We start from the raw sequence: 19,755 nt of genomic DNA, 5'->3' as shown, positions 1-19,755 counted from the left end.
GCTTGAAAATCATTCCATATAGCCCGGGCTGTAATTCTGGTTGTTTTGCTTTCGCGCTTCGTTGGACCAAAGGCGCATATCCCTGAGATCGTTGAAGCCCATTAACTCCACGTGACCATCCAGAAAAGCGACGACTGCCTTCAGGTTATAGCGGTAGGCAATGAAGCCATAGCGCGGATCGAGGGCTTCTTCATCGTCTTTTGGTCCGCTGAGACTTCCGGCGTTAACCCAGTTGCCACCTTCCGGCGCATCGACCCGCCAGAAGCCTGCATTGTCGTAGATGGAAGGGGCGGGGGAGTGGTTGGTTGCGCTGACAAATACGATGAGGCTCGTCGGGTCAATCGCCTGGCTTAGCACATTGATTGGGCGATCCTGCTCGAATTCATAATATGTGCCGCCGCCGATGTAGCGCTCGTTATGACCAAACGTTGTATTGTACCGGGCAAGCACATCGTAGTTTCCACTCTTGGAAATACGCTCCCAGTATTCTTCCTGTTTATTGATGAATAGCGTTTCGAGGAATCGGTCGCCCAAGTAGGGACGGACACGGTGAGACCAAATGCTGGCCTGATAGGGACTCAGTGGATTGCCTGCTTCATCATATCCAGTAACTACCCCTTCTCCAGTATGCTCATTGTACTTGGCGCGACCAGGAATGAGGATTCCATGGTTCGCTTCGTTAGAGGCCATCATGTAGGCCTGCATGAGAAAACGCGCTGCCGAGACTTCTTTGGTCTGGTAAGCATTTTGGCGCACATTGCCAACAACTGGAACGACAATCGACGCCAGGACGCCGATGATGGCTATGACAACTAATAGTTCAGTCAGTGTGAAGGCCTTTCGACGCCAGGCGCGGTTGCGATTCGCATCGGAAGTGTAGCGAGTAGTTTCGTTTATCATGAATTTTTCTTAATGGCGCTAATGCGCCAACTGCTTTGTGTCGGTATTCCCTAACCAACGGATGGGCAGTTGCTTAAGTAGTAGACCCACCCTGTCGATACTGAGATTCTTTCTCAATTATGGCAGGTTTCCCGAATGTTTGCATCTTTTTATATGCTTTTTTATTTGGTTTTCTTGCGTTTAATGACGCAGACGCGTTTTCCCGTAGGAGAGGGTATTTCCTCAGGTTTTTGGCGCGGGTGAATGGCTCACGCCTATGTTGGCGTCGTCCATCAGTTCACCTTTAAAGCGCCCTGCAACGCGTCTAAAAACTCAATGCCTGACTTGGGAGCTCACCTCGGAGGTTTTAGCGCGCGCTTGGGCCAGGGAACAGAATGTGTGAACACGCGCTGGTTGCATGAGCAGCAGTTGATTGGAACGCCCATTCTTGCGTGCATAAGTCGTTGATGCCCAGCGCGGATTATTAGGGAAAGCTACTCACTAATAAAATGCTCGTGCGTTCACTTTTTGTTTGGCGCACTGCGTCTTTTGATTAGTGTGTTATTGATCACCGATCCAAGCGCCGTGCCTCAGTCGCACAAGCGTCCCGCATCGCCGTAGCGCAGGCGTCCCGCATTGGCCGTAGCACAGGCGTTCCGCCTGTGTTGTTTCGGTTAGATGGAGTCAGGGCACAGGCGGGACGCCTATGCTACGGCCAACGCACCTCCCAAAAACCTTACTCACATTACTCACCTTCCCCACATTACTAACTCTTTCTAACTAACTTTACCATGCACCACACTCCCATCAATTTCGCCTTTGCTGCATTGCGGCAAACTCAGGATCCAACGGCACGTTGGCTGAGGTATCCCAGTCGACGCCATGCGAGGCCATTCGGGCCGCGTGCATTGCGTGACGGGCAGACGGGCTCATTCGCGGACTGGCTTGGTGACAGCAACCAGCTTCGCGACGCCTAGGCTTTGTCCGATCCACTCTTTGCACGACGCCCTATGCCAGCCTGGTCAGCGCCGCGTCGACGTGTGAGCGACGGAGTTATCCGCCGCTCCGGTAGGCAGCCCCTGAGCCGCCTGCGCCCCACCTGCGCCTCGTCCCGGCGAGCGGGCGGGTAGGGCAATGTTCTTTGATAAACAATTACGGCGGTTTCCCCCCCCCCCCGGCCTCGGCAGGCGCTTTGCCCTCGTGATCGGAGCTTGCTCCCGCTTGTGAATCGCGCACGTTAGTCGGCAGTGAAAACCTGGGGAAAGTTCCTGCTTAAGGTCGTGTCGCGTTGGATGAACGCAGACGGTTTTGGGCTGTCGGCGTCTTTGTCGTTTTATATGCTTTTTTCTTCAGCCCCGCTGATTGTCTTTGCCTTGATGATTGCCGGGGAATTTTTGGGAGAGGCTGGCGCGCGTGAGGCTGCCACGAGTTGGATGCAGAGCTTTATGTCGCAGGACGAAGCGGCCTCGCTTATTAAATTGGTGAAACCAGACGCCTTCGAGAAACAGGGCTGGTTTTTGGCGGTGGTTTCCGGGGTGACGTTATTCTGGGCGGCTACATTGATTTTCGTTCGGCTGCGGATCAGCGTTAACCGGCTGTTGCACATTAAGAGCAAGGACATGCGCCAAGCGGTCAGACGCAGCTTGCTGGGGCGCCTCAACGCCTTTGTTTTCACGTTGGCTGCCGGCCTGGTGTTGGTTGCGGGGATTATGGTGACGGCGATGGCGCCGAAATTTATCTCCATATTATTGCCGGAGAATGCGCATTGGGCGGACTACGTAATCAGCGCCATCAATGCGGGATTGGTGTTCTTCGCAGTGGCCGCCATTATGCGGTTGTTGCCGGTGCATTCACCGAGTTGGAAGGCGGTTTGGATTGGCAGCTTGTTCGTTTTGCTCGCCTTCGAGATCGGCCGTTTGCTGGTTAATGTCTACCTGAGCCGCAGTGAAATTGCCTCTGCATACGGGGCGGCGAACACCTTGGTGATCTTTCTGCTCTGGATCTATTATTCAACGCAGATGCTGTTCCTGGGGGTGGCGATCGCGGGCGAGGTCGATGGAGAGGTTGGCGAATCGCCCAGTGAAAGCTGATGCGGAATATCTTGCTAATTGAAGTGCAATGCGCTTGTTTCTCCCGCTTTGCCCAAGGCAAGGACATACGACTATGGAAGGCATCCCCGACATTGAACCATTTCGCAAAAGGCGCGCCGAACTCGACGAGCTCATGGCGCAGCCTGACTTTTTCTCGGACCAGCGACGGGCGACTGATATCTCCCGCGAGCACACCCACATCAGTAATTTGATCCGGCTTTATGACCGCCTCGCCAAGCTTGAACGCGAGCTTGAGGAGAATCAGGCCATGGCGGATGACGACTCTCTCGATGAAGAACTCAGAGAGATGGCCAGGGAGGAAATTGCCGCGTCTGAGCAGAATCACGAGCCCTACAAGCAGGAGCTCCTGGTGGCCATGCTGCCGCCAGATCCGACCGACTCGCGCAACACCATCGTCGAAATTCGCGGTGGCGCAGGGGGAGATGAAGCCAACATTTTCGCCGGCGATCTTTACCGCATGTACACGCGCTACGCTGATCGCATGGGGTGGCGTATTGAGGCGATGGGGATGAATGAGTCCGACGTGGGTGGATTCCGCGAAGTCGCCTTCCTCATTACCGGTGAAGATGTCTACAAGAAGCTGAAGTATGAGAGCGGGGTTCACCGTGTGCAACGCGTGCCGGAGACGGAATCGCAAGGTCGCATCCACACCTCGACGGCCACGGTGGCGGTTCTGCCGGAAGCTGAAGAAGTCGACGTGGAAATCCGCCCCGAAGACTTGGACATCACGACGTGCCGCGCGAGTGGCGCTGGCGGTCAGCACGTGAACAAGACGGAGTCCGCCGTGCAGCTGACTCACTTGCCAACGGGCATCATGGTTTACTGCGCAGACGAACGTTCGCAGATTAAAAACCGGGCCAAGGCGCTCAAGGTGTTGCGCTCTCGACTACTGGAGCAAAAGCAGAAGGAAGAGGCGGAAAAATACGCCCAGCACCGACGCAGTCAAGTGGGCACCGGAGACCGTTCCGAGCGCATTCGCACGTATAATTTTCCACAGGGTCGCCTGACGGATCACCGCATTGGTCTGACCGTTCACAGCTTGAATTACGTGATGGATGGCGACTTGGATGAAATCATCGAGGCGCTGACCCGAGCCGATACTGCGGCCCGCCTGGAGGCGTTGTTGAGCGCAGGAGTGGGGGCGAAGTAAGGTCCCATGGCAAGCCTCACGCTGGCATCTCCCGCCAAGATCAATCTCGTGCTCGCGATTACTGGCGTGCGCGAGGACGGTTTCCACGACTTAGTCAGCCTGGTGGCGCCGGTCGCCTTTGGCGATGAGGTAACAGTCACATTAGAGCCGAATGCGCAGGCGGATACGCTTGCCTGTGACTTCCCCGGCGTGCCCACCGATGGCTCCAACCTTGCATTGAAGGCGGTGGCGGCGTTTCGGCAGCGACATGACTTTGCTGGCGGTGTGCATATCCACCTGGATAAGCGCATACCAGCAGGAGCTGGCTTGGGTGGGGGCAGCAGCAATGCCTCGACGGTATTGGCGGCATTGAATTCACTCTGCGGAGATCCATTGCCCAACGCTGAACTGATCGAGCTCTCGGCCGAATTGGGCTCGGATTGTCCGCTCTTTCTGGCGAAAAAACCAGTAATAATGAGGGGGAGGGGAGAGCGGCTGGAGTCCTTAAGCACTGCCGCGGAGGCTTCGCTCAAGGGGCAAAAAGTGATCTTGTTTAAGCCTTCTTTTGGTGTCGAAACCGGATGGGCCTACGGCCAAATGAAGGCAAAGGGCTGCTGGTACTGCGCGCCAACGGACGCTGAGAAGCTGTTAAGTGATTGGCAGGCAGGCCCGGAGATTCATAAGGTCCCGTTGTTCAACAACATGCAGGATGCCGCGTTTGAGAAATACCTCGCGTTGCCAGCCGTGTTGGACTTGATCCGGGAGCGACACAATGCCCGCTGCCTGATGAGCGGCAGCGGCAGCTCGTGCTTCGTTTGGCTGGAGGAAAAGGACGATCCAGAAGCCATCATTTCGACGATAAAAGAGGCTCTGGGGGAGTCCGTTTTTTGCGAAAAGACCACTGTGATTTAGGTGCAGGCATCGGCGCGAAAATGGGGCGGTTTTGGCTGAACGGATTTATCTTGCCTGTATCGTGCTTGAGCTCAATCTTCTAAGAATCACGCACTGAAGTGCTGCCCCCCTGTAACTTCTGATTGAATGGATTCCGATAAGCCAAAAGAGATCGTCTTGGACGGTATTGCCGCCTCTCCAGGAGTCGCGCATGGCTTGGCTTTCGTGATCTTGCAGAAGGAGTTAGAAATTCCTGTATACGAAATTCCGGAGAAGCAACTGGAGCACGAAAAAGAGCGTTTTGAAAAAGCGCTGCTCGAAGCCCGGCGTCAAATTGCGGAAATTCGACACGAGATTTCCAGCCGTTTGGGTGAGAATGAAGCACGCATTTTTGACGCCCATATCATGGTGCTTGAAGACCGTGCCTTGATCGAGGAAACCCTCCGCGAAATGGAGGATACTGCTTACAACGTTGAGTACTGTTTTCGCGAAGTCAGTAATCGCTTTATCGAAGCGTTTGAAGCCCTCCAGGATGACTACTTGAAGGAGCGCGTTAAGGACATTGAAGATGTCTCGCGCCGCGTGCTGCAAATCCTCTTGGGGCAGACCCAGCGGAACCTGATGGAGTTGGTTTCGGAGCGCATCATTGTTTCGGAGGATATCACGCCTTCGGAGGCCGCCAGTTTTGACAAGCAGAAGATCCTCGGCGTGGTGACGGATTCCGGCAGCCGGACGAGTCACGCGGTGATCATGTCGCGCTCATTGGGCGTGCCGGCGGTGGTCGGGTTGCACAATGCGTCCGAGAAGCTGAACAACGACGACTACATTCTCATCGATGGCTATGATGGCGTGGTCATCATTAACCCATCCGAGGAGACCTTATTTCGCTACGGCGAACTCAAGAGCGAACGTCAGAATATTCAGCGGGTCTTTGAGACTTCGGCCCTTTTGCCAGCCAAGACTGCGGATGGGCATCTGCTCGAAGTAGGCGCCAATATCGGTGGGCCGGAAGACTGTGATGCGGCCTTGGAGCGAGGCGCTGAAGGCGTGGGGCTTTACCGGACAGAGGCCCTGTTCATGCAGCAGGACACATTTCCCGACGAGGAAGACCAGTATGAGGCCTACAGCAAGGTGGCCCAGATGTTGGCCCCGCATCCGGTGATCCTGAGAACCTTGGATCTGGGTGGTGATAAGCACCTGTCCGACTATTTCATCCAAAACGAGAACAACCCGTTTATGGGGTTCCGGGCGATCCGTTTCTGCCTTGAGCATCGGGACCTGTTTAAGGACCAGCTGCGCGCGATCTTACGAGCGAGCGCCGAGGGCAATGTGAAGGTCATGTATCCCATGATCAGCACGGTTGACGAGTTGATTGCGGCGAACCTGCTCTTGGAAGAAGCGAAAGCCGAATGCCGCCAGCGGGGGCAGAAATTCGACGAAAAAATCGAGGTCGGCGCGATGATCGAGATCCCCGGCGCTGCCTACATCTGCGATATACTCGCCGAGCATTGCCAATTTTTCAGCATCGGGACGAATGACTTGATCCAATACCTGCTTGCCGTGGATCGTGTCAATGACCGCATCGCCCACCTTTATGAGCCGAACCACCCGGCAGTGATTCGGACGCTTCAGATGATCATCGAAACCGCCAACCGCCATAAGGTTCACGTTGGCATTTGCGGTGAGATGGCGGGTGACCCCATTTACGTGCCGCTACTATTCGGCCTGGGCGCCAATGAGATCAGCGCCACTGGCGCCGTCCTTCCGGAAATCAAATATCTCATTCGCAAGATGAAGCTGTCTGACTCCCAAAAACTTGCCCAGGAAGTCCTCAAGCTGACCGATCCGCATGCGATCAAGAACAAGCTGACCAAGTTCTACGAAACCCAGATGCGCGACGTCCTTGAGCAAGTCGACTAGCCAGCGGGACGCTGGCTAGGAGCGGGCCCAGATGCGGAGGCTGCTGAGGAGGAAGTATTCGAGGGCGGCGGCTTCCTGGAAGTTGACTTCGAGTAAGCCGGCAGATTTTTCCAGGAGTTGCACGGCGCTGTCGAGTCGACGACCGGCGCTGCCAATGTCCTCGGTATGGAGGGCTGCGTTGCGGGTCTGTTCTTCGATTTCGGAAAACATGCGCCCGCGAAGGCTCTTCATGTAGCCGGTTTCCATGGCGACGACTTGATCGTCGGTCATCGATTCGGGCAGCGTTTGTTTGAATTCCTTCCAGGCAGCGCCGGAGAGTTCATTTTTGATTCCGACAAAGCGGGTAATGAGGCCATAAGCGCCGAGGATAAGCTCGGGTGCCGAACTGCGGTTGGCGCCCCGGCCAGCAAGCTCCAAAAGCGTTGCGTAATCGGCGAGCCATTGCTTCCAGTCGGGGGAGGGGATGCGGTCCTGGTCAGCGGGGAAGTTGACGAGCAGGCAGCGGCTGCGAATGGTGGCGAGCAGATCGTAGGGGCGAGTCGTGAGCAGGATGATCGTGGTTTCTGCTGGCGGCTCCTCCAGGGTTTTGAGGAAGGCATTGGCTGCCTGAGTCTGAAGGCGGTCCGCCTCAAAGATGACCGCGACCTTGCCGCCCCCCTGGTTGGAGGTCTGCTGTATGTTACGGTTGAGCTCGCGAATTTCGTCCGTGCTGATGCGCCGCATTTTGTTCGCCGGTCGCACGCTGAAAAAGTCCGGATGATTCGTCGAGTCCTGTGTGTTGAGTAGTCGTCCCGCCAAATGTCGACACGCATCGTCTAGAGTCTCAAGGCTTGCGCCTTGAAACAACAACGCATGTGCAAGACGCCCATTATTGAATGCGTCTCCTAAGACAGTGAGTGGATTATTTTCGGCGAGGGATTCGGTCACGGAAGATAGGGAAGTGCATCCCGTATCTTCCGCCAACGAAAATCTGCGCGAAAATTAATACATCTCGATTATTTGCTCACGGCGCATGTTGTATTCGGCCGGAGTCATGCCGCCAGCGGCATATTCCTGGTCGAGTCCTTGCATCTGCATGACGCGGCGTTCGCTGGGCGTCATGGACAGGTCCTCGACGGGTTTGGAAGCGCCGATTGGCTTGGCGGTTTCAGTTGGCTTGGTTGTGTCGGTGCTTTCGCAACCAAGGGTGATCAACATGCCTGCGACGGCGGTGAGGGTGAGTAGCATCTTCTTCATAGGTCTGTGTGGATTTAAGAATTGTGTGACATTTTGTTCCAAATGAGTCGAAACAGCAAGCGTAATAATACAGCAGACACGGCGCCAGAGGTCTTGACAAGACGAGCGGTCTTTTCATTATCACTGCATAAAACAACTATCTAACCAACGATAGGTGGGTCTCGGCCCACTTTTTTTTATTTTAAAAACCCACAACAATGAGCAACGAAATCCTGTCAGTCCTCGAATACATGGAAAAGGAAAAGGGAATCAGTCGTGATGACATGATTCAGACTATTTCCTCGGCGATTCGCAACGCCGCCCAGCGAGGCGTGAACGCCGGCCAGGAATTGAAGGTGGAAATCAATCCCCGCAATGGCGCACTGAAGGCGTGGGCTGAATTGACCGTGGTTGACTCGGTCAGCGATCCAGCTTGTGAAATTCACATCGAAAAGGCTGGGGTTTATAAGAAAGACGCTCAGATCGGTGACACCGTTTACCGTGAAGTCGATCCCGCATTCCTTGGCCGCATTGCCGCGCAAACCGCCCGCCAGGCGATCATGCAGCGCATCCGCCAGTTCGAGAAAGAGCGTATTTTCGACGATTACAAGGATCAGGTCGGTGATGTTGTCTCCGGAGTGGTTCGTCGCCGCGAGCGTGGCGACCTGATCGTCGACCTCGGTAAGGCCGAAGCGGTCCTCCCCCCCCGCGAGCGTGTCCCGGGTGAAGACTATGCGCCGGGTGAGCGCATTCGCTGCCTGCTCTTGAAGATCGATACGACGCCCCGTGGGCCAGAGCTGATCCTCAGCCGCGCTTCTTTGCATTTCGTCCGCCGCCTCTTTGAGCTGGAAGTCACCGAGATTGCCGATGGCACGGTGACCATCGAAGGCATGGCCCGTGAGCCGGGTTATCGCTCGAAGCTCGCTGTTCACAGCACGGACCCCAAGGTTGATCCAGTGGGGGCTTGTGTTGGCGCCCGCGGCGCCCGCGTGAAGAGCATTGTCCGTGAGCTTGGCGGTGAGAAGATCGACATCATCAAGTATGATCCCGATCCAATCACGCTGCTCCAGGAGGCCATCAAGCCGGCCATTCCGCGCAACATTCGCATGGACGAAGAGCACCGCCGCATTTACTTCGAGGTCAATGAAGAGGATTTGTCCATCGCCATTGGCCGTCGCGGCCAGAACGCCAAGCTCACCTCAAAGTTGCTTGGCTGGCGCCTCGACATTGGCAAGCTCAAGGTGCAGGAGCAGGGCTTCGACGAAAAGCGTCAGGAAGCGATCCTGACCCTCGCCGAGCGCACTGGCCTGCAGGTGCCGCGCGCCGCGATTCTGGTCGACAATGGCCTGAACAACATCGAAGCCTTTGCCGGCGTAGAAGCGGACGACCTCATGGATATGGGATTGAACGAAGAAGAGGCCAACCTCGTCATCACGAAGGTCGCAGAATCCATTTCCGGCTAATTTACACCCGACACATTTGAGACTGCACTGAGCACAATAATTTTAACTGTAGAAGAAGACACCAATAATATTTTATGAGCCGCAGAATATATGAGATCTCCAAAGAACTCGACATGGAGAACAAGGAGGTCATGGAAATCCTGCGCGAGCGGGGCTTTGAGGTGAAGAGTGCGTCAAGCACCATCGATAACATCTCGGCCGAAGCATTTATCGAGGAATTCCAGAACCAGGCCAGCTCTGAGCCCGCCAGCGCAGAGGCGCCCGCGCCTGCGCCGGAAGCGCCAGCCCCTAAGGAGCCGGTTAAGCCGAACATCCCCGTCGGCGCCATCGTGAAGTCCAAGGCGGACTTGGATCGTGAGCGCCAGGAAAAGGAGGCCGCCGAACAACGTGAGCGTGAGCAGGAAATCGCTCGTCGCCGTGAAGAGCGCGAGGCTGCCGTCAAGGCGCCGCAAGCGCAGCAGTCCGCCGAGTCCGGCCCCAAGTCGCCGAAGATGCCGACCATGCCGTCGATGCCTTCCGCAAAGTCTCCTGGCATGCCCACGATGCCCAAGCCTGCGGGGAAGTCCCCCGGAATGCCCAGCATGCCGACTCCCCCCCCGGTCCCCAAGATGTCAATGCCTGCGCCGACCAAGCCCAAGGACGACACCGGACCTCAGGTTACTTTGCCTCCGAAGACTCCTCCGGCGCCGAATATTCCGACCCGTGAGGAGACGAAAAAGGTCGTTATTGGCGCCTCGCAGCCCAGCAAGCCAGCTTCAGTGGAAGAGGGCAAAATCGTTGAGCAGGACGGACAGAAGATCATCCAGGTTAAGCCGCCGATTGTGGTGCGTGACTTTGCCGGGTTGATCGGCATGAAGCCCTTTAAGCTGATTTCCGAGTTGATGGATGCAGGCATTTTCGCCGGCATGAACCAGACCATCGAGGAAGACGTTGCGGCCCGCCTGGCGGAAAAGCACGGCTTCAAGTTGGAGGTTCGCCATCGCGGCGAAGAGCAGGCTCAGGCCAAGGCCAAAAAGCAAAAGGCCAAGGTGTCGGACGACGACCCCAGCCAGCTTGAGCCTCGTCCTCCGGTTGTCTGCGTGCTTGGTCACGTCGACCACGGCAAAACGACGTTGTTGGACTCGATTCGCAAAGCCAACGTTGTGTCGGGCGAAGCGGGTGGCATTACGCAGCACATTGGCGCCTACCAAGTTGAGCAAGGCGGCCAGAAGATCACTTTCATTGATACTCCCGGTCACGCAGCGTTCTCGAAGATGCGTGAACGTGGTGCGAACGTCACCGATGTCGCCATTCTCGTGGTGGCGGCGGATGACGGTTTCATGCCGCAGACTGATGAGGCGCTGAAGTTCGCCCAAAAGGCCAATGTGCCGATCGTGGTAGCCATCAATAAGATGGACGCCAAGGGCGCGAACATCGACCGCGTGAAGCAGCAAATGCAGGAGCGCGGCATTGCTTCGGAAGACTGGGGCGGCGAAACGCTTTGCACCCCGGTGTCCGCTATCAATGGCGAAGGCATCGAAGAGTTATTGGAGTCCGTTCTGCTTCAGGCGGAAGTGCTCGAATTGCAGGCCAATCCAAAGTGCCCGCCGCAGGGCATCGTGGTCGAGTCCCAGGTCGAGCAAGGCCGTGGATCCACTGCAACGGTGATCGTGCAGAAGGGAACGCTCAAGCCAGGCTGTGCTCTGGTTTGTGGACCCGACTTCTGCAAAGTCCGCGCGATGCTCGATGAAAATGGCAAGCAGGTTAAATCAGCTCCGCCCGCGACTCCGGTTCGCATCATGGGCTGGTCTGACGCGCCCGATGCCGGCAGCGAGTTTAACACCGTCAAGAACGACAAGGAAGCGCGTCGACTGGCCGAAGAGAATGCATTGGTGCTCAAAAAGGAGCAGCTTGACCGTCAGGCCAAGGCCAATGCGCCGATGGATCTGGACGAGTTCCTGGGCATGATTGATGAAAAGCAGGCCAAGGTGCTGCGTGTCATCGTCAAGGCCGACGTTCACGGCTCGATGGAGGCGGTTGTTGGCATGCTGGAGTCGATCAAAAGCGACAAGGTGAACCTCAATGTGATCGAAAGCGATGTGGGCCTCGTGTCCAAGAGTGACATCGTGCTGGCCAGCTCCTCGAAGGCTGCAGTGGTGGCGTTTAACACCAAGTTGGAAAGCGGTGTGCAGGCTCAAGCCAAGCACGAAGATGTGCAGATCATCCAGCACAACATCATTTACGAGCTCATCGACCAAGTGAAGGAAGCGATGGCCGAACTGCTCGAGCCGGAATTCCGCGAGAACAAACTCGGCGCGGCCGAGGTGCGCGCGATATTCCCGGTCGGCAAGGGCTGGGTTGCTGGTTGCATGGTCACCGAAGGCATCCTCAAGCGCGATGCGCATGCTCGTCTGCTGCGTAAGGACGAAGTCATCCACGAAGGTCGCATTGGCGCGCTCAAGCGTTTCAAGGACGATGCTCAGGAAGTGCGTGCTGGCTACGAGTGCGGCGCCAACATCACTGGTTGCAATGACTACGAGGAGAAGGATGTCATCGAGGCCTTTGAAATCGTCGAATTCCGACCTAGTCTGTAAGCGAGTTGAAAGGAAAAAGACTAAAGGAAGAAGTTTAAGAACCGTAAGATTCAGGTCCTAAGAACTCTTTCCTAACTTCTTTTTCCTTTCTCCTTTAAACTTTTTCCTTTTAAGCAATGTCCTCCCGGAGCGTCAGGGTCAATGAACTCGTCAAGCGCGAGATCAGCACGGTGCTGCACACGAATTATCGTGAGCGCGCCGTGGGCATCACCGTTACCGAGGTGGACGTTTCGCCGGATCTCCGGAATGCGTTCGTTTACTACGCGGTAATCGGCGATCAGGATGCAGTGGCGGCTGCGGAGCAGTTTTTTAACAAAGAGCATAAGAATATCCGGCAGTTCCTGGCTAAGACAGTCGTTCTCAAGTATCTGCCCAAGCTACAATTCAAGTATGATGATTCCATTGCCCGCGGCGTGCGGGTATTGGACTTGCTTGAGGAGATCGATGACGAACTGGATGAAGGGGAATCGCCGCGATAATGTATTATCCTGAGCAAAGAGAGGCCTTCGCCGAGCTGCTCGCTACGGTGAAGGGGCGTCGTGTCGCTGTGCTTGGACACATGCGGCCGGATGGGGACTGCATTGGCTCTCAGGTGGCGCTGACTCGTGTGCTGCGGGCTCTGGGCGTCGATGCAGTGGCGGTTAACCGGCATGAAGCGCCGCGTGACATTGCGCCAATCGTGCAGGATACGCCCTTGCTCGTGTGGGATGAATTTACGAACGACAACCACTTGGCGATCAATGTGGACTGCGCCGATCCGATTCGCGTTTCGCAAAAGTTGATCGATATTTTTCCACAGTCCTACGCCAATATCGATCACCACATTTCGAATCCTGGTTACGCCGAACTGAATATCATTGAGCCAACCAGCGCCGCGACGGCGGAGGTATTGGCGGGTCTCTTTTTTGACTTTGATCTGCCGGTGGATGCGGTCACGGCTCAGGCGCTCTACGTAGGCATCGCAACGGATACTGGCCAATTTCGTTTTCCATCTACCACCGAGCAGGTGTTTAAGATTTGCTCGCAGCTGATGGATTACGGCGCCTCGCCGAATGAGGCCGCGCGGCATCTTTTCGAAAACGAACGCTTCAACAAACTGGCGCTCTTGCAGCGCTTTTTGGCGTCCTTGCGTTTGGAAATCGGCGGACGCGTTTGCATCGGGCGTTTGCCGCTGAAGGCTTACAAGGACACCGGCGCCTGGCGTGAGGAAGCGGAGGGCTTTGTTGATTACGCGCGGGACATCGGTGGCGTGGAAGTCGGCGTTCTGCTTGAAGAATATGAGGACGGCATGCTCAAGGGCAGCCTACGCGCCAAAGACGCGAATTACCGCGTCGACCAGGTGGCGAAGTCATTTGGGGGCGGGGGGCACGCCACCGCTGCTGGCTTTAACGTCGACTCGAACATCGAAGCCTTTTACCTCGAGATTGTCGCCAAGCTGGAGGAGCATTTGGCGGAAGTCGCGCCGCTTGAAGCGTAACGCTTTCGCTGGACATTCCCGTCGCGGTTGCCTGAATAACCCACTTTCAATAATCCCAATGTCTCAAAGCACTACAGATTTCGAAGGCGTATTGCTCATCGATAAACCCGTCGGCTGCACCTCGCACGACGTGGTGGACCGCGTACGCCGTAAGCTCAAAATGAAAAAGGTCGGTCACGCCGGCACGCTTGATCCCAACGCCACGGGCCTGCTGATTATTCTCGTTGGCAAGGCGACGAAGGTGTCTCAATACCTCATGTCGCTCGACAAGGAATACACGGGCGTAATGAAGCTGGGCGAGATCACGAACACCTACGACTGCGAAGGTGAAGTGATGGAAACGCGCGATGTGCCAGAGCTTTCGGAAGATAGCGTGAAGTCCGTTTTGGGCGAATTTCTGGGGGACCAATACCAAACGCCCCCCATGTTTTCGGCGAAGAAAATTGACGGTGTGCCCCTCTACAAACTGGCCCGCAAAGGCAAGGAAGTGGAGCGTGAGCCGCGCTTTATCCGTGTTTCCCATATTGAGTTAACCGGGATTGATCTGCCTGAGATTAGCTTTGAAGTGGCGTGCAGCAAGGGTACCTACATTCGCACCTTGGCGCATGATATTGGTGAAAAGCTGGGTTGCGGCGCTCACTTGAAGGAGCTTCGGCGCACGCTCAGTGGCAGCTTTAAAATTGCCCAGTGCACGCCATTGGAAAAGTTTGAAGAACTGACGGCCGTCGAGATCCGACGCCGTTTAATTCCCGTCTATCAGGCCGTTCCGAGCCACGTTCTTTAGGGCGAAATTTAACTGACAGGCAGCAAGTGGCGGTGATCGTTGAATCGTTGGAGCAGGCAAATGTCGCTGGCCCATTGCATCTGGCGCTCGGTATGTTCGACGGCGTTCACTTGGGGCATCAGGCCGTCATCGAGTCGGCGGTGCATTCTGCGCATCGCACAGGCGGCGTAGCCGGAGTGCTGACTTTCGATCCGCATCCGAGCACGCTCTTTCGGCCCAATGACCCGACGCGATTGCTGCAGCCGCGGTCCGTCAAGGAGCACTTGCTGCGTGAACGTGGCGTGGCGCTGATGATCTTTCAGCGTTTCAACACGGAATTCGCCAGCGTAGCAGCGGAGAATTTCCCTGCCATGTTGCGACAACATTTGCCAAGCCTGCGTTCATTGCACATCGGCGAGAATTTCCGTTTCGGAAAGGGGCGAATTGGGGATATTCGCACGCTGATTCAGGCTTGTCAGCCGTTACAAATCGGCGTTTTTAGCGTGGAGCGCATTAAGCATAATGGCGAGCCGATCAGCAGCACGCGCATTCGGCAATCCCTCAAAGACGGCGGTATCGATGATGTGAATGAGTTGCTGGGCTACACTTATTTTTCATTGGGCGAGGCGATACCTGGACGTCAGTTGGGGCGTAGCATTGGCTTTCCCACATTGAATCTTCGCTGGGCGCCAGAGCTAAAGCCGAAGCTAGGCGTGTATGCCGTGCGAGTGCGTCGCGATGATGATGCTGATGGTGGTAAATGGGAAAACGCTGTGGCTAACTATGGCTTGCGTCCCACCGTCGAGAATGCCGCCGTGGAACCGTTGCTGGAAGTGCACACACTTTGCGATACAGAGTTAACGACCGGTGATGAACTGATCGTGGAGTGGGAACATTTTATCCGACCGGAACAGAAGTTTGATTCGTTGGACGCGCTCAAGACACAAATCGCAAAAGACAAAGCTGAAGCAGTCCGTTATTTCAGCTAATTAGACTTTAGAAGAACGCACTGCGCTTCAGGACATTGAGATTTGTCGTTGCGATTTGTTGCTCGCAGTCCTGGGCAAGCGAGCTGATCTCCCGGTAGCGCCGAACGAGGCTTAGGAAGCAGCCGACCTGCTCGTTGTTGAGATTGCGGGAGGCGTGTTCGACACGGAGCAGTTGAGTCAGTCGTTTTTCCACACCGATCAGGGCATCGGGGATTGAGTTATCGCTCCGTTGATATTCTGTTACGCGAAATGCCTGCGCACAATTGGTAAAGACCTGCGCCACTGCATGATCAAGTTTCCGTAGTTGAGGGCGTATGGTTTCCAAAGTATCGGGCTCCAGGTCGCGCGCATTCGCCTGCGCCATGCCGCGTAACGCAAAAGAGATTGCCTGCACTTGAAGGTAAATTTGTGTCAGGTCGTTGCGGTGCTTGAGCTCGCTTTCGCGAAAACCGATTTGCCCGAGCCAGTCCATTGTTTTGGCGGGCAACTTTTCAATGCTGATCAAATCACGCTCTTGAGCGCGCTGCGCTGGCTGGGATTGTTGGCGCATGATGCGCTCATCCTGCTCGATCATGAAGTCACTGGCGTGTTCGAAAAAGCTCTGAATGTCACGGCTAAATTCCTTTTCGGGCAGGACAGGCCAGAGCATTCGATGCACGAGCGCTGCGATGAACACGCCCAGTAAAATGCCGAATAAACGATCCACGCCAGCGGCAAGGTCCACGCTTTGCTCGGCCGAAATGGAGGTCATCAGCAAAAAGGCCAGTTGTGCCTGGAAGCCCGCATAGGCGTATTTTACCGGCCCGTTATTGATCCACGAGAAGAACGCGAAGATGAAGAATAGCGGGATGCAGTAGGAGTAATAGGTCGCAAAGTTTGGCTCAATAAACGCGAGCGTTAGCGCGCCAAAAATGCCGCCCAGTAAACAGCCGCCCAGTCGAAGCATCGACTTTTGGTTGCTGGCCACTGCCGAAACCTGCATGACGATCGAGCACGTTAAAAACGCGGTTACGCCAGATGGCCATTGCAGCCACAGGTAGGCATATAGGGCAATGATGCAAGCGATGCCGACCTTGATGCAATGACGCAGGCGTAGAGGGTCCAACTTCGAGTGGTCCTTGGGGGCGCGTACGCGCTTGGGCAGGTGTTCTGCTTCGGCGTCACGATAGAGAACGCGATCCGATTGCACTAGGCGGATCATGGAGTCGTGCAGCGAATTCAAATCGCCCAGATAGGCGTAAAAATTAGTGGCGTCGTCTACCGGATAGCGGAACGAAACACCCTCTGCCCGTAGGGCGTTTACTTTGCTGCGCAAAGCTTCGCGAGCATTGTGAAGCGTGGTGAGACGGCGGGCAGGGCGATCATTGCGAAGGTCCTCGACGATTTGGAGCAGGTCCGATTGAAGCGCGGAAACATAGGCTTCGAGTTCGTCCTTCAGTTCGAGTTGAAATTTGCGCGGCGTATCGCTGCTGACCGCCCGCAGCACGGTCATGATCGCCACATAGATTTGGCGGATCTCACGCATGAATTCTTCAAAAGCGTGTTGGTGGTTGTGCAGGCGGCTACTGTCGAGCAGTGCAGACTTAAAGAGCGTCATCAAGACGGGGAAATGCGCGGCGATGCGCTTGGTTTGTGCATTGATGTCGCTCGGAAGCGGCGCTCCGTTTTGATAGTGATCCACGGAGCGCGCCAGCAAGTCGCTGCAATCTTTAAGCGTATCGGAGGCCTTATAGCGGAAGGCGTTCGAAGCGCGCTGCGGAAAGATGAGGTTATTAACGCTCAGGGCGACGATGACACCCAGGCAGACTTCCAGCGTGCGAAAGAGCACCAAATGCCAAAGATCTTCGGGGTGAACAATGGTCGTGCCCGTGATGATGCAAAGCGTGATGCCGCCCAGGATGAAAAAATAGGGGTAGAAGGCGCCAGTCGCTCCGTAGCCAAATGCAGCGAGAATGACAAAGAGCGACGCCGTCATCATGACTTGGTCTTGCTCGAAACTAGCCGTTAGGATGTAGGCTAGGGCGCCGGCGACCAAGGTGCCTAATACGCGCAATACCGACTTTTCGAACGCTCCGCCAACGTAGGGCAGAAAAGTGATGAATACCGTGATGCCAGTCCAATAGGGGCGCTCCCAATTGAGCTTCATCGCGATACCGAGCGCAATCACCACAGCCAGCGCTGTTTTAACGCTGGTAAGTAGTCGCAATTGATTGGCCGTGAGCATGCAGCGCGGGAGCTAATTAAAGAGGATTGTCTTTAGCTGCGAAATCTTTGCAATCATAAGGCGTTGATGAATGCGATGCTAGGAGTTTTGTTCAACGCCTTTGACCGCCAGTGGCAGGGACGCGTGAGCATGGCCTGGCTGCCGGATGTTTCGCTCAATCCTGAGTTGGACGTGCTTGGCTTCTACCTGCCGTTTTCATTTTTCGTGGTGACGGCGGGATTCATTGTAGCTTGGGCACTCGCCTGGGCAATGGACCGCCTCGGGCTGACGCGTTTCGTTTGGCATCCGCCACTCTTTCTATTTGCGATGATGATTGGCTGTAGCGCCGGCTTGGCGCTGCTACTGTTTCCCCGATAATGAAAGGTCTGCTAAAAGTCGTTTTAACTCTCTTGGCTGTTGCGGCTGCCAGCGTGCTGGCCTGGCGCTTTTATCAGCTCTACGAGACGCACCCTTGGACGCGTGATGGGCAAGTGCGCGCCTATGTCGTCGGGATTGCTGCACGAGTTGATGGCCCGATGGTTAAGGTGCATGTCAAAGACAACCAATGGGTGAGTGAGGGCGATCCGCTATTTGAAATAGACCCGACGGACTATCAAAAAGCGGTCAATCGGGCGGAAGCGTCCCTGGAGCGCGCCAAAGCAGTCGCCGCCAATTTGAAGCTCGAAGTGGAGCGTCGACGTGATCTGGTCTCGCAGGAGCTGATTTCGCTGGAGACTTTTCAGGATTTCGAGGCACAGTATGTGGAGGCAGTGGCGGACATCGCGGTCGACGAGGCAGAGCTGGAGCTGGCTCGTTTAAATCTCGGCTACACGCGGGTGAATGCGCCCGTGAGCGGCTACATCACGAACCTCGAAGTGACCGTGGGATCGTACGTGACGACCGGGCAGCCGCTGATGGCCTTGGTCGATGCGAGCTCATTTTGGATTTCGGCATATTTCCGGGAGACGGACCTTCATTCCATCAAGCCCGGCGATCGCGTGCGCATTGTCATGATGGGCGACTTTTTCGAGCCATTTCATGGCGAAGTGGAAAGCATAAGCTGGGGAGTCTTTCGGGCGGATGGCGCCAACAATCAAAATACGCAACTGCCGATGGTGAAGCCGACCGTCGATTGGGTTCGGTTGGCCCAGCGTTTCCCCGTCAGGATTAAGCCCATCGACATCCCTGCTGATATCCAACTGCGCGTAGGACAGACGGTGTCCGTGATGATTGATCCGATTGCGGAGTCTGACTTTGCCGCGCAAAGTAAGCCTACTGAGGCGCATGTCCGCTATCCGATTGAATTAACAGATGGGCGAGGGGCGAGCGTAGTCATCCAGCATGCGCCGAAGCGTGTCATCAGCCTGGCGCCCAGCACGACCCAATGGATGCAGCAGTTGGGGCTGGAAGAGAGTTTGATCGGAGTCACACCGCATTGCGAAGTGTCTGATGGCTCGGATGTGACGCGTTATGCAGTCTATCCGTCTCCCAATTATGAATCGCTCATTGGGGCGAACGCGGACCTGATTATCACTGCGGACATCATGGACACGCAGCATGTGGCGAAACTCCGTGCAATGGGACAAACCGTCCTGGTATTGAATAATGATGGCTACGACGGGATTCTGCAGGATGGTCAAACACTGGGTGCGGCAATGGGAAGCATGGACTCGGCTCGTGAGGTGCTGGAGCAGTTGCAGGCGGACCGTGAGGCAGTCAGCGCGTCGGTCGCCAACCGGAATTCGCCTCAGACGGTTTTGCTGGCGCTCAGTCCACAGCTGGACTACGTGGCCGGGCCCCAAAGCTATGGCGATAATTTGATTCAATTAGCTGGGGGACGGAATGTCGCCGCTGGCGCCTTGTCTATGTGGCCTTTACTCTCGCGGGAGGCAGTGATCAACGCAGATCCAGACTGCATCCTGATCACCCACGACATGGCTGAGGGACAGGAGGATGCGTTGCAGGAGGTGATGTTGGCTCTGCAGGCTGATCCGTTTTGGAAGGATCTACGCGCGGTGAAAAACGATCAGGTCTATGTGGTCGATTCCCAATTGCTGAACGTGCCTGGTCCGCGAATTGGCGAAGCTCTTCGCTCCATGAATGCAGTGATGAAGCAGGCGTCAAAAGCGGGTGCTCAGTGAA

17 protein-coding genes are annotated in these 19,755 nt (G+C 55.7%); 13 read left to right on the top strand and 4 right to left on the bottom strand.

Annotated elements, in window-relative coordinates; translation table 11 throughout:
• Positions 1-9: 9 nt before the first annotated feature.
• The gene (locus tag RBB63_RS07125) at positions 10-900 is read right to left on the bottom strand and encodes a prepilin-type N-terminal cleavage/methylation domain-containing protein (RefSeq protein WP_309382551.1); all 891 of its coding nucleotides are present in this window, start codon (positions 898-900) and stop codon (positions 10-12) included.
• A 770-nt stretch (positions 901-1,670) separates the two neighbouring features.
• Between RBB63_RS07125 and RBB63_RS07120 the strand changes: the two genes are divergently transcribed.
• The 5 genes from RBB63_RS07120 (at position 1,671) to ptsP (ending at position 6,930) form a co-directional block, all read left to right on the top strand.
• Positions 1,671-1,856 (top strand): hypothetical protein, encoded by a 186-nt coding sequence (locus RBB63_RS07120; RefSeq protein WP_309382549.1) that lies wholly within the window; start codon positions 1,671-1,673, stop codon positions 1,854-1,856.
• 270 nt (positions 1,857-2,126) lie between these two features.
• A complete protein-coding gene (locus RBB63_RS07115) occupies positions 2,127-2,969 on the top strand; it encodes a YihY/virulence factor BrkB family protein (RefSeq protein ID WP_309382548.1) in 843 nt (280 codons plus the stop codon).
• Between the two features lie 73 nt (positions 2,970-3,042).
• Complete coding sequence (gene prfA, locus RBB63_RS07110) at positions 3,043-4,140, top strand: peptide chain release factor 1 (protein ID WP_309382546.1); 1,098 nt, start codon at positions 3,043-3,045, stop codon at positions 4,138-4,140.
• Between the two features lie 6 nt (positions 4,141-4,146).
• On the top strand, positions 4,147-5,031 hold the full coding sequence (gene ispE, locus RBB63_RS07105; protein WP_309382544.1) for a 4-(cytidine 5'-diphospho)-2-C-methyl-D-erythritol kinase: 885 nt from the start codon (positions 4,147-4,149) through the stop codon (positions 5,029-5,031).
• A 126-nt stretch (positions 5,032-5,157) separates the two neighbouring features.
• Positions 5,158-6,930: a phosphoenolpyruvate--protein phosphotransferase gene (ptsP, locus tag RBB63_RS07100; protein WP_309382542.1), complete on the top strand. Its 1,773-nt coding sequence runs from the start codon at positions 5,158-5,160 to the stop codon at positions 6,928-6,930.
• A 15-nt stretch (positions 6,931-6,945) separates the two neighbouring features.
• On the opposite strand, the gene RBB63_RS07095 is transcribed toward ptsP, so the two are convergent.
• Together RBB63_RS07095 and RBB63_RS07090 are read right to left on the bottom strand one after the other, a co-directional pair.
• Positions 6,946-7,857, bottom strand: coding sequence for a hypothetical protein (locus tag RBB63_RS07095; RefSeq protein ID WP_309382540.1), 912 nt, complete (start codon positions 7,855-7,857; stop codon positions 6,946-6,948).
• A gap of 54 nt (positions 7,858-7,911) precedes the next feature.
• Positions 7,912-8,166 (bottom strand): hypothetical protein, encoded by a 255-nt coding sequence (locus RBB63_RS07090; RefSeq protein WP_309382538.1) that lies wholly within the window; start codon positions 8,164-8,166, stop codon positions 7,912-7,914.
• A gap of 197 nt (positions 8,167-8,363) precedes the next feature.
• Here RBB63_RS07090 and nusA point away from each other — a divergent pair, with 197 nt between their 5' ends.
• The 6 genes from nusA to ribF all read left to right on the top strand — a co-directional run bounded on the left by nusA (position 8,364) and on the right by ribF (position 15,410).
• Positions 8,364-9,608, top strand: a complete 1,245-nt coding sequence (nusA, locus tag RBB63_RS07085; protein WP_309382536.1) for a transcription termination factor NusA — start codon at positions 8,364-8,366, stop codon at positions 9,606-9,608.
• Between the two features lie 74 nt (positions 9,609-9,682).
• Entirely contained in the window at positions 9,683-12,181 is a 2,499-nt protein-coding gene (gene infB / locus RBB63_RS07080) for a translation initiation factor IF-2 (RefSeq protein WP_309382534.1), read from the top strand.
• A 116-nt stretch (positions 12,182-12,297) separates the two neighbouring features.
• The gene (rbfA, locus tag RBB63_RS07075) at positions 12,298-12,660 is read left to right on the top strand and encodes a 30S ribosome-binding factor RbfA (RefSeq protein ID WP_309382532.1); all 363 of its coding nucleotides are present in this window, start codon (positions 12,298-12,300) and stop codon (positions 12,658-12,660) included.
• On the top strand, positions 12,660-13,658 hold the full coding sequence (locus tag RBB63_RS07070; RefSeq protein WP_309382530.1) for a DHH family phosphoesterase: 999 nt from the start codon (positions 12,660-12,662) through the stop codon (positions 13,656-13,658). Before rbfA ends, RBB63_RS07070 begins: the two co-directional genes overlap by 1 nt.
• Before the next feature lie 58 nt (positions 13,659-13,716).
• Entirely contained in the window at positions 13,717-14,442 is a 726-nt protein-coding gene (gene truB / locus RBB63_RS07065; protein WP_309382528.1) for a tRNA pseudouridine(55) synthase TruB, read from the top strand.
• A 26-nt stretch (positions 14,443-14,468) separates the two neighbouring features.
• A complete protein-coding gene (gene ribF, locus RBB63_RS07060) occupies positions 14,469-15,410 on the top strand; it encodes a riboflavin biosynthesis protein RibF (protein WP_309382526.1) in 942 nt (313 codons plus the stop codon).
• A 7-nt stretch (positions 15,411-15,417) separates the two neighbouring features.
• Here ribF and RBB63_RS07055 read toward each other — a convergent pair whose 3' ends face one another.
• A complete protein-coding gene (locus RBB63_RS07055; RefSeq protein WP_309382524.1) occupies positions 15,418-17,634 on the bottom strand; it encodes an FUSC family protein in 2,217 nt (738 codons plus the stop codon).
• Between the two features lie 66 nt (positions 17,635-17,700).
• On the opposite strand from RBB63_RS07055, the gene RBB63_RS07050 reads away from it, so the two are divergent.
• The gene (locus RBB63_RS07050; RefSeq protein ID WP_309382522.1) at positions 17,701-17,991 is read left to right on the top strand and encodes a DUF1656 domain-containing protein; all 291 of its coding nucleotides are present in this window, start codon (positions 17,701-17,703) and stop codon (positions 17,989-17,991) included.
• Positions 17,991-19,754 (top strand): efflux RND transporter periplasmic adaptor subunit, encoded by a 1,764-nt coding sequence (locus RBB63_RS07045; protein ID WP_309382520.1) that lies wholly within the window; start codon positions 17,991-17,993, stop codon positions 19,752-19,754. Before RBB63_RS07050 ends, RBB63_RS07045 begins: the two co-directional genes overlap by 1 nt.
• Position 19,755: the final 1 nt, after the last annotated feature.

This window comes from Cerasicoccus frondis, from assembly GCA_031296915.1.
GTDB lineage: Bacteria > Verrucomicrobiota > Verrucomicrobiia > Opitutales > Cerasicoccaceae > Cerasicoccus > Cerasicoccus frondis.
The sequence above is the reverse complement of the archived record's forward strand: the minus strand, read 5'-3'. Positions and strand labels throughout refer to the sequence as shown.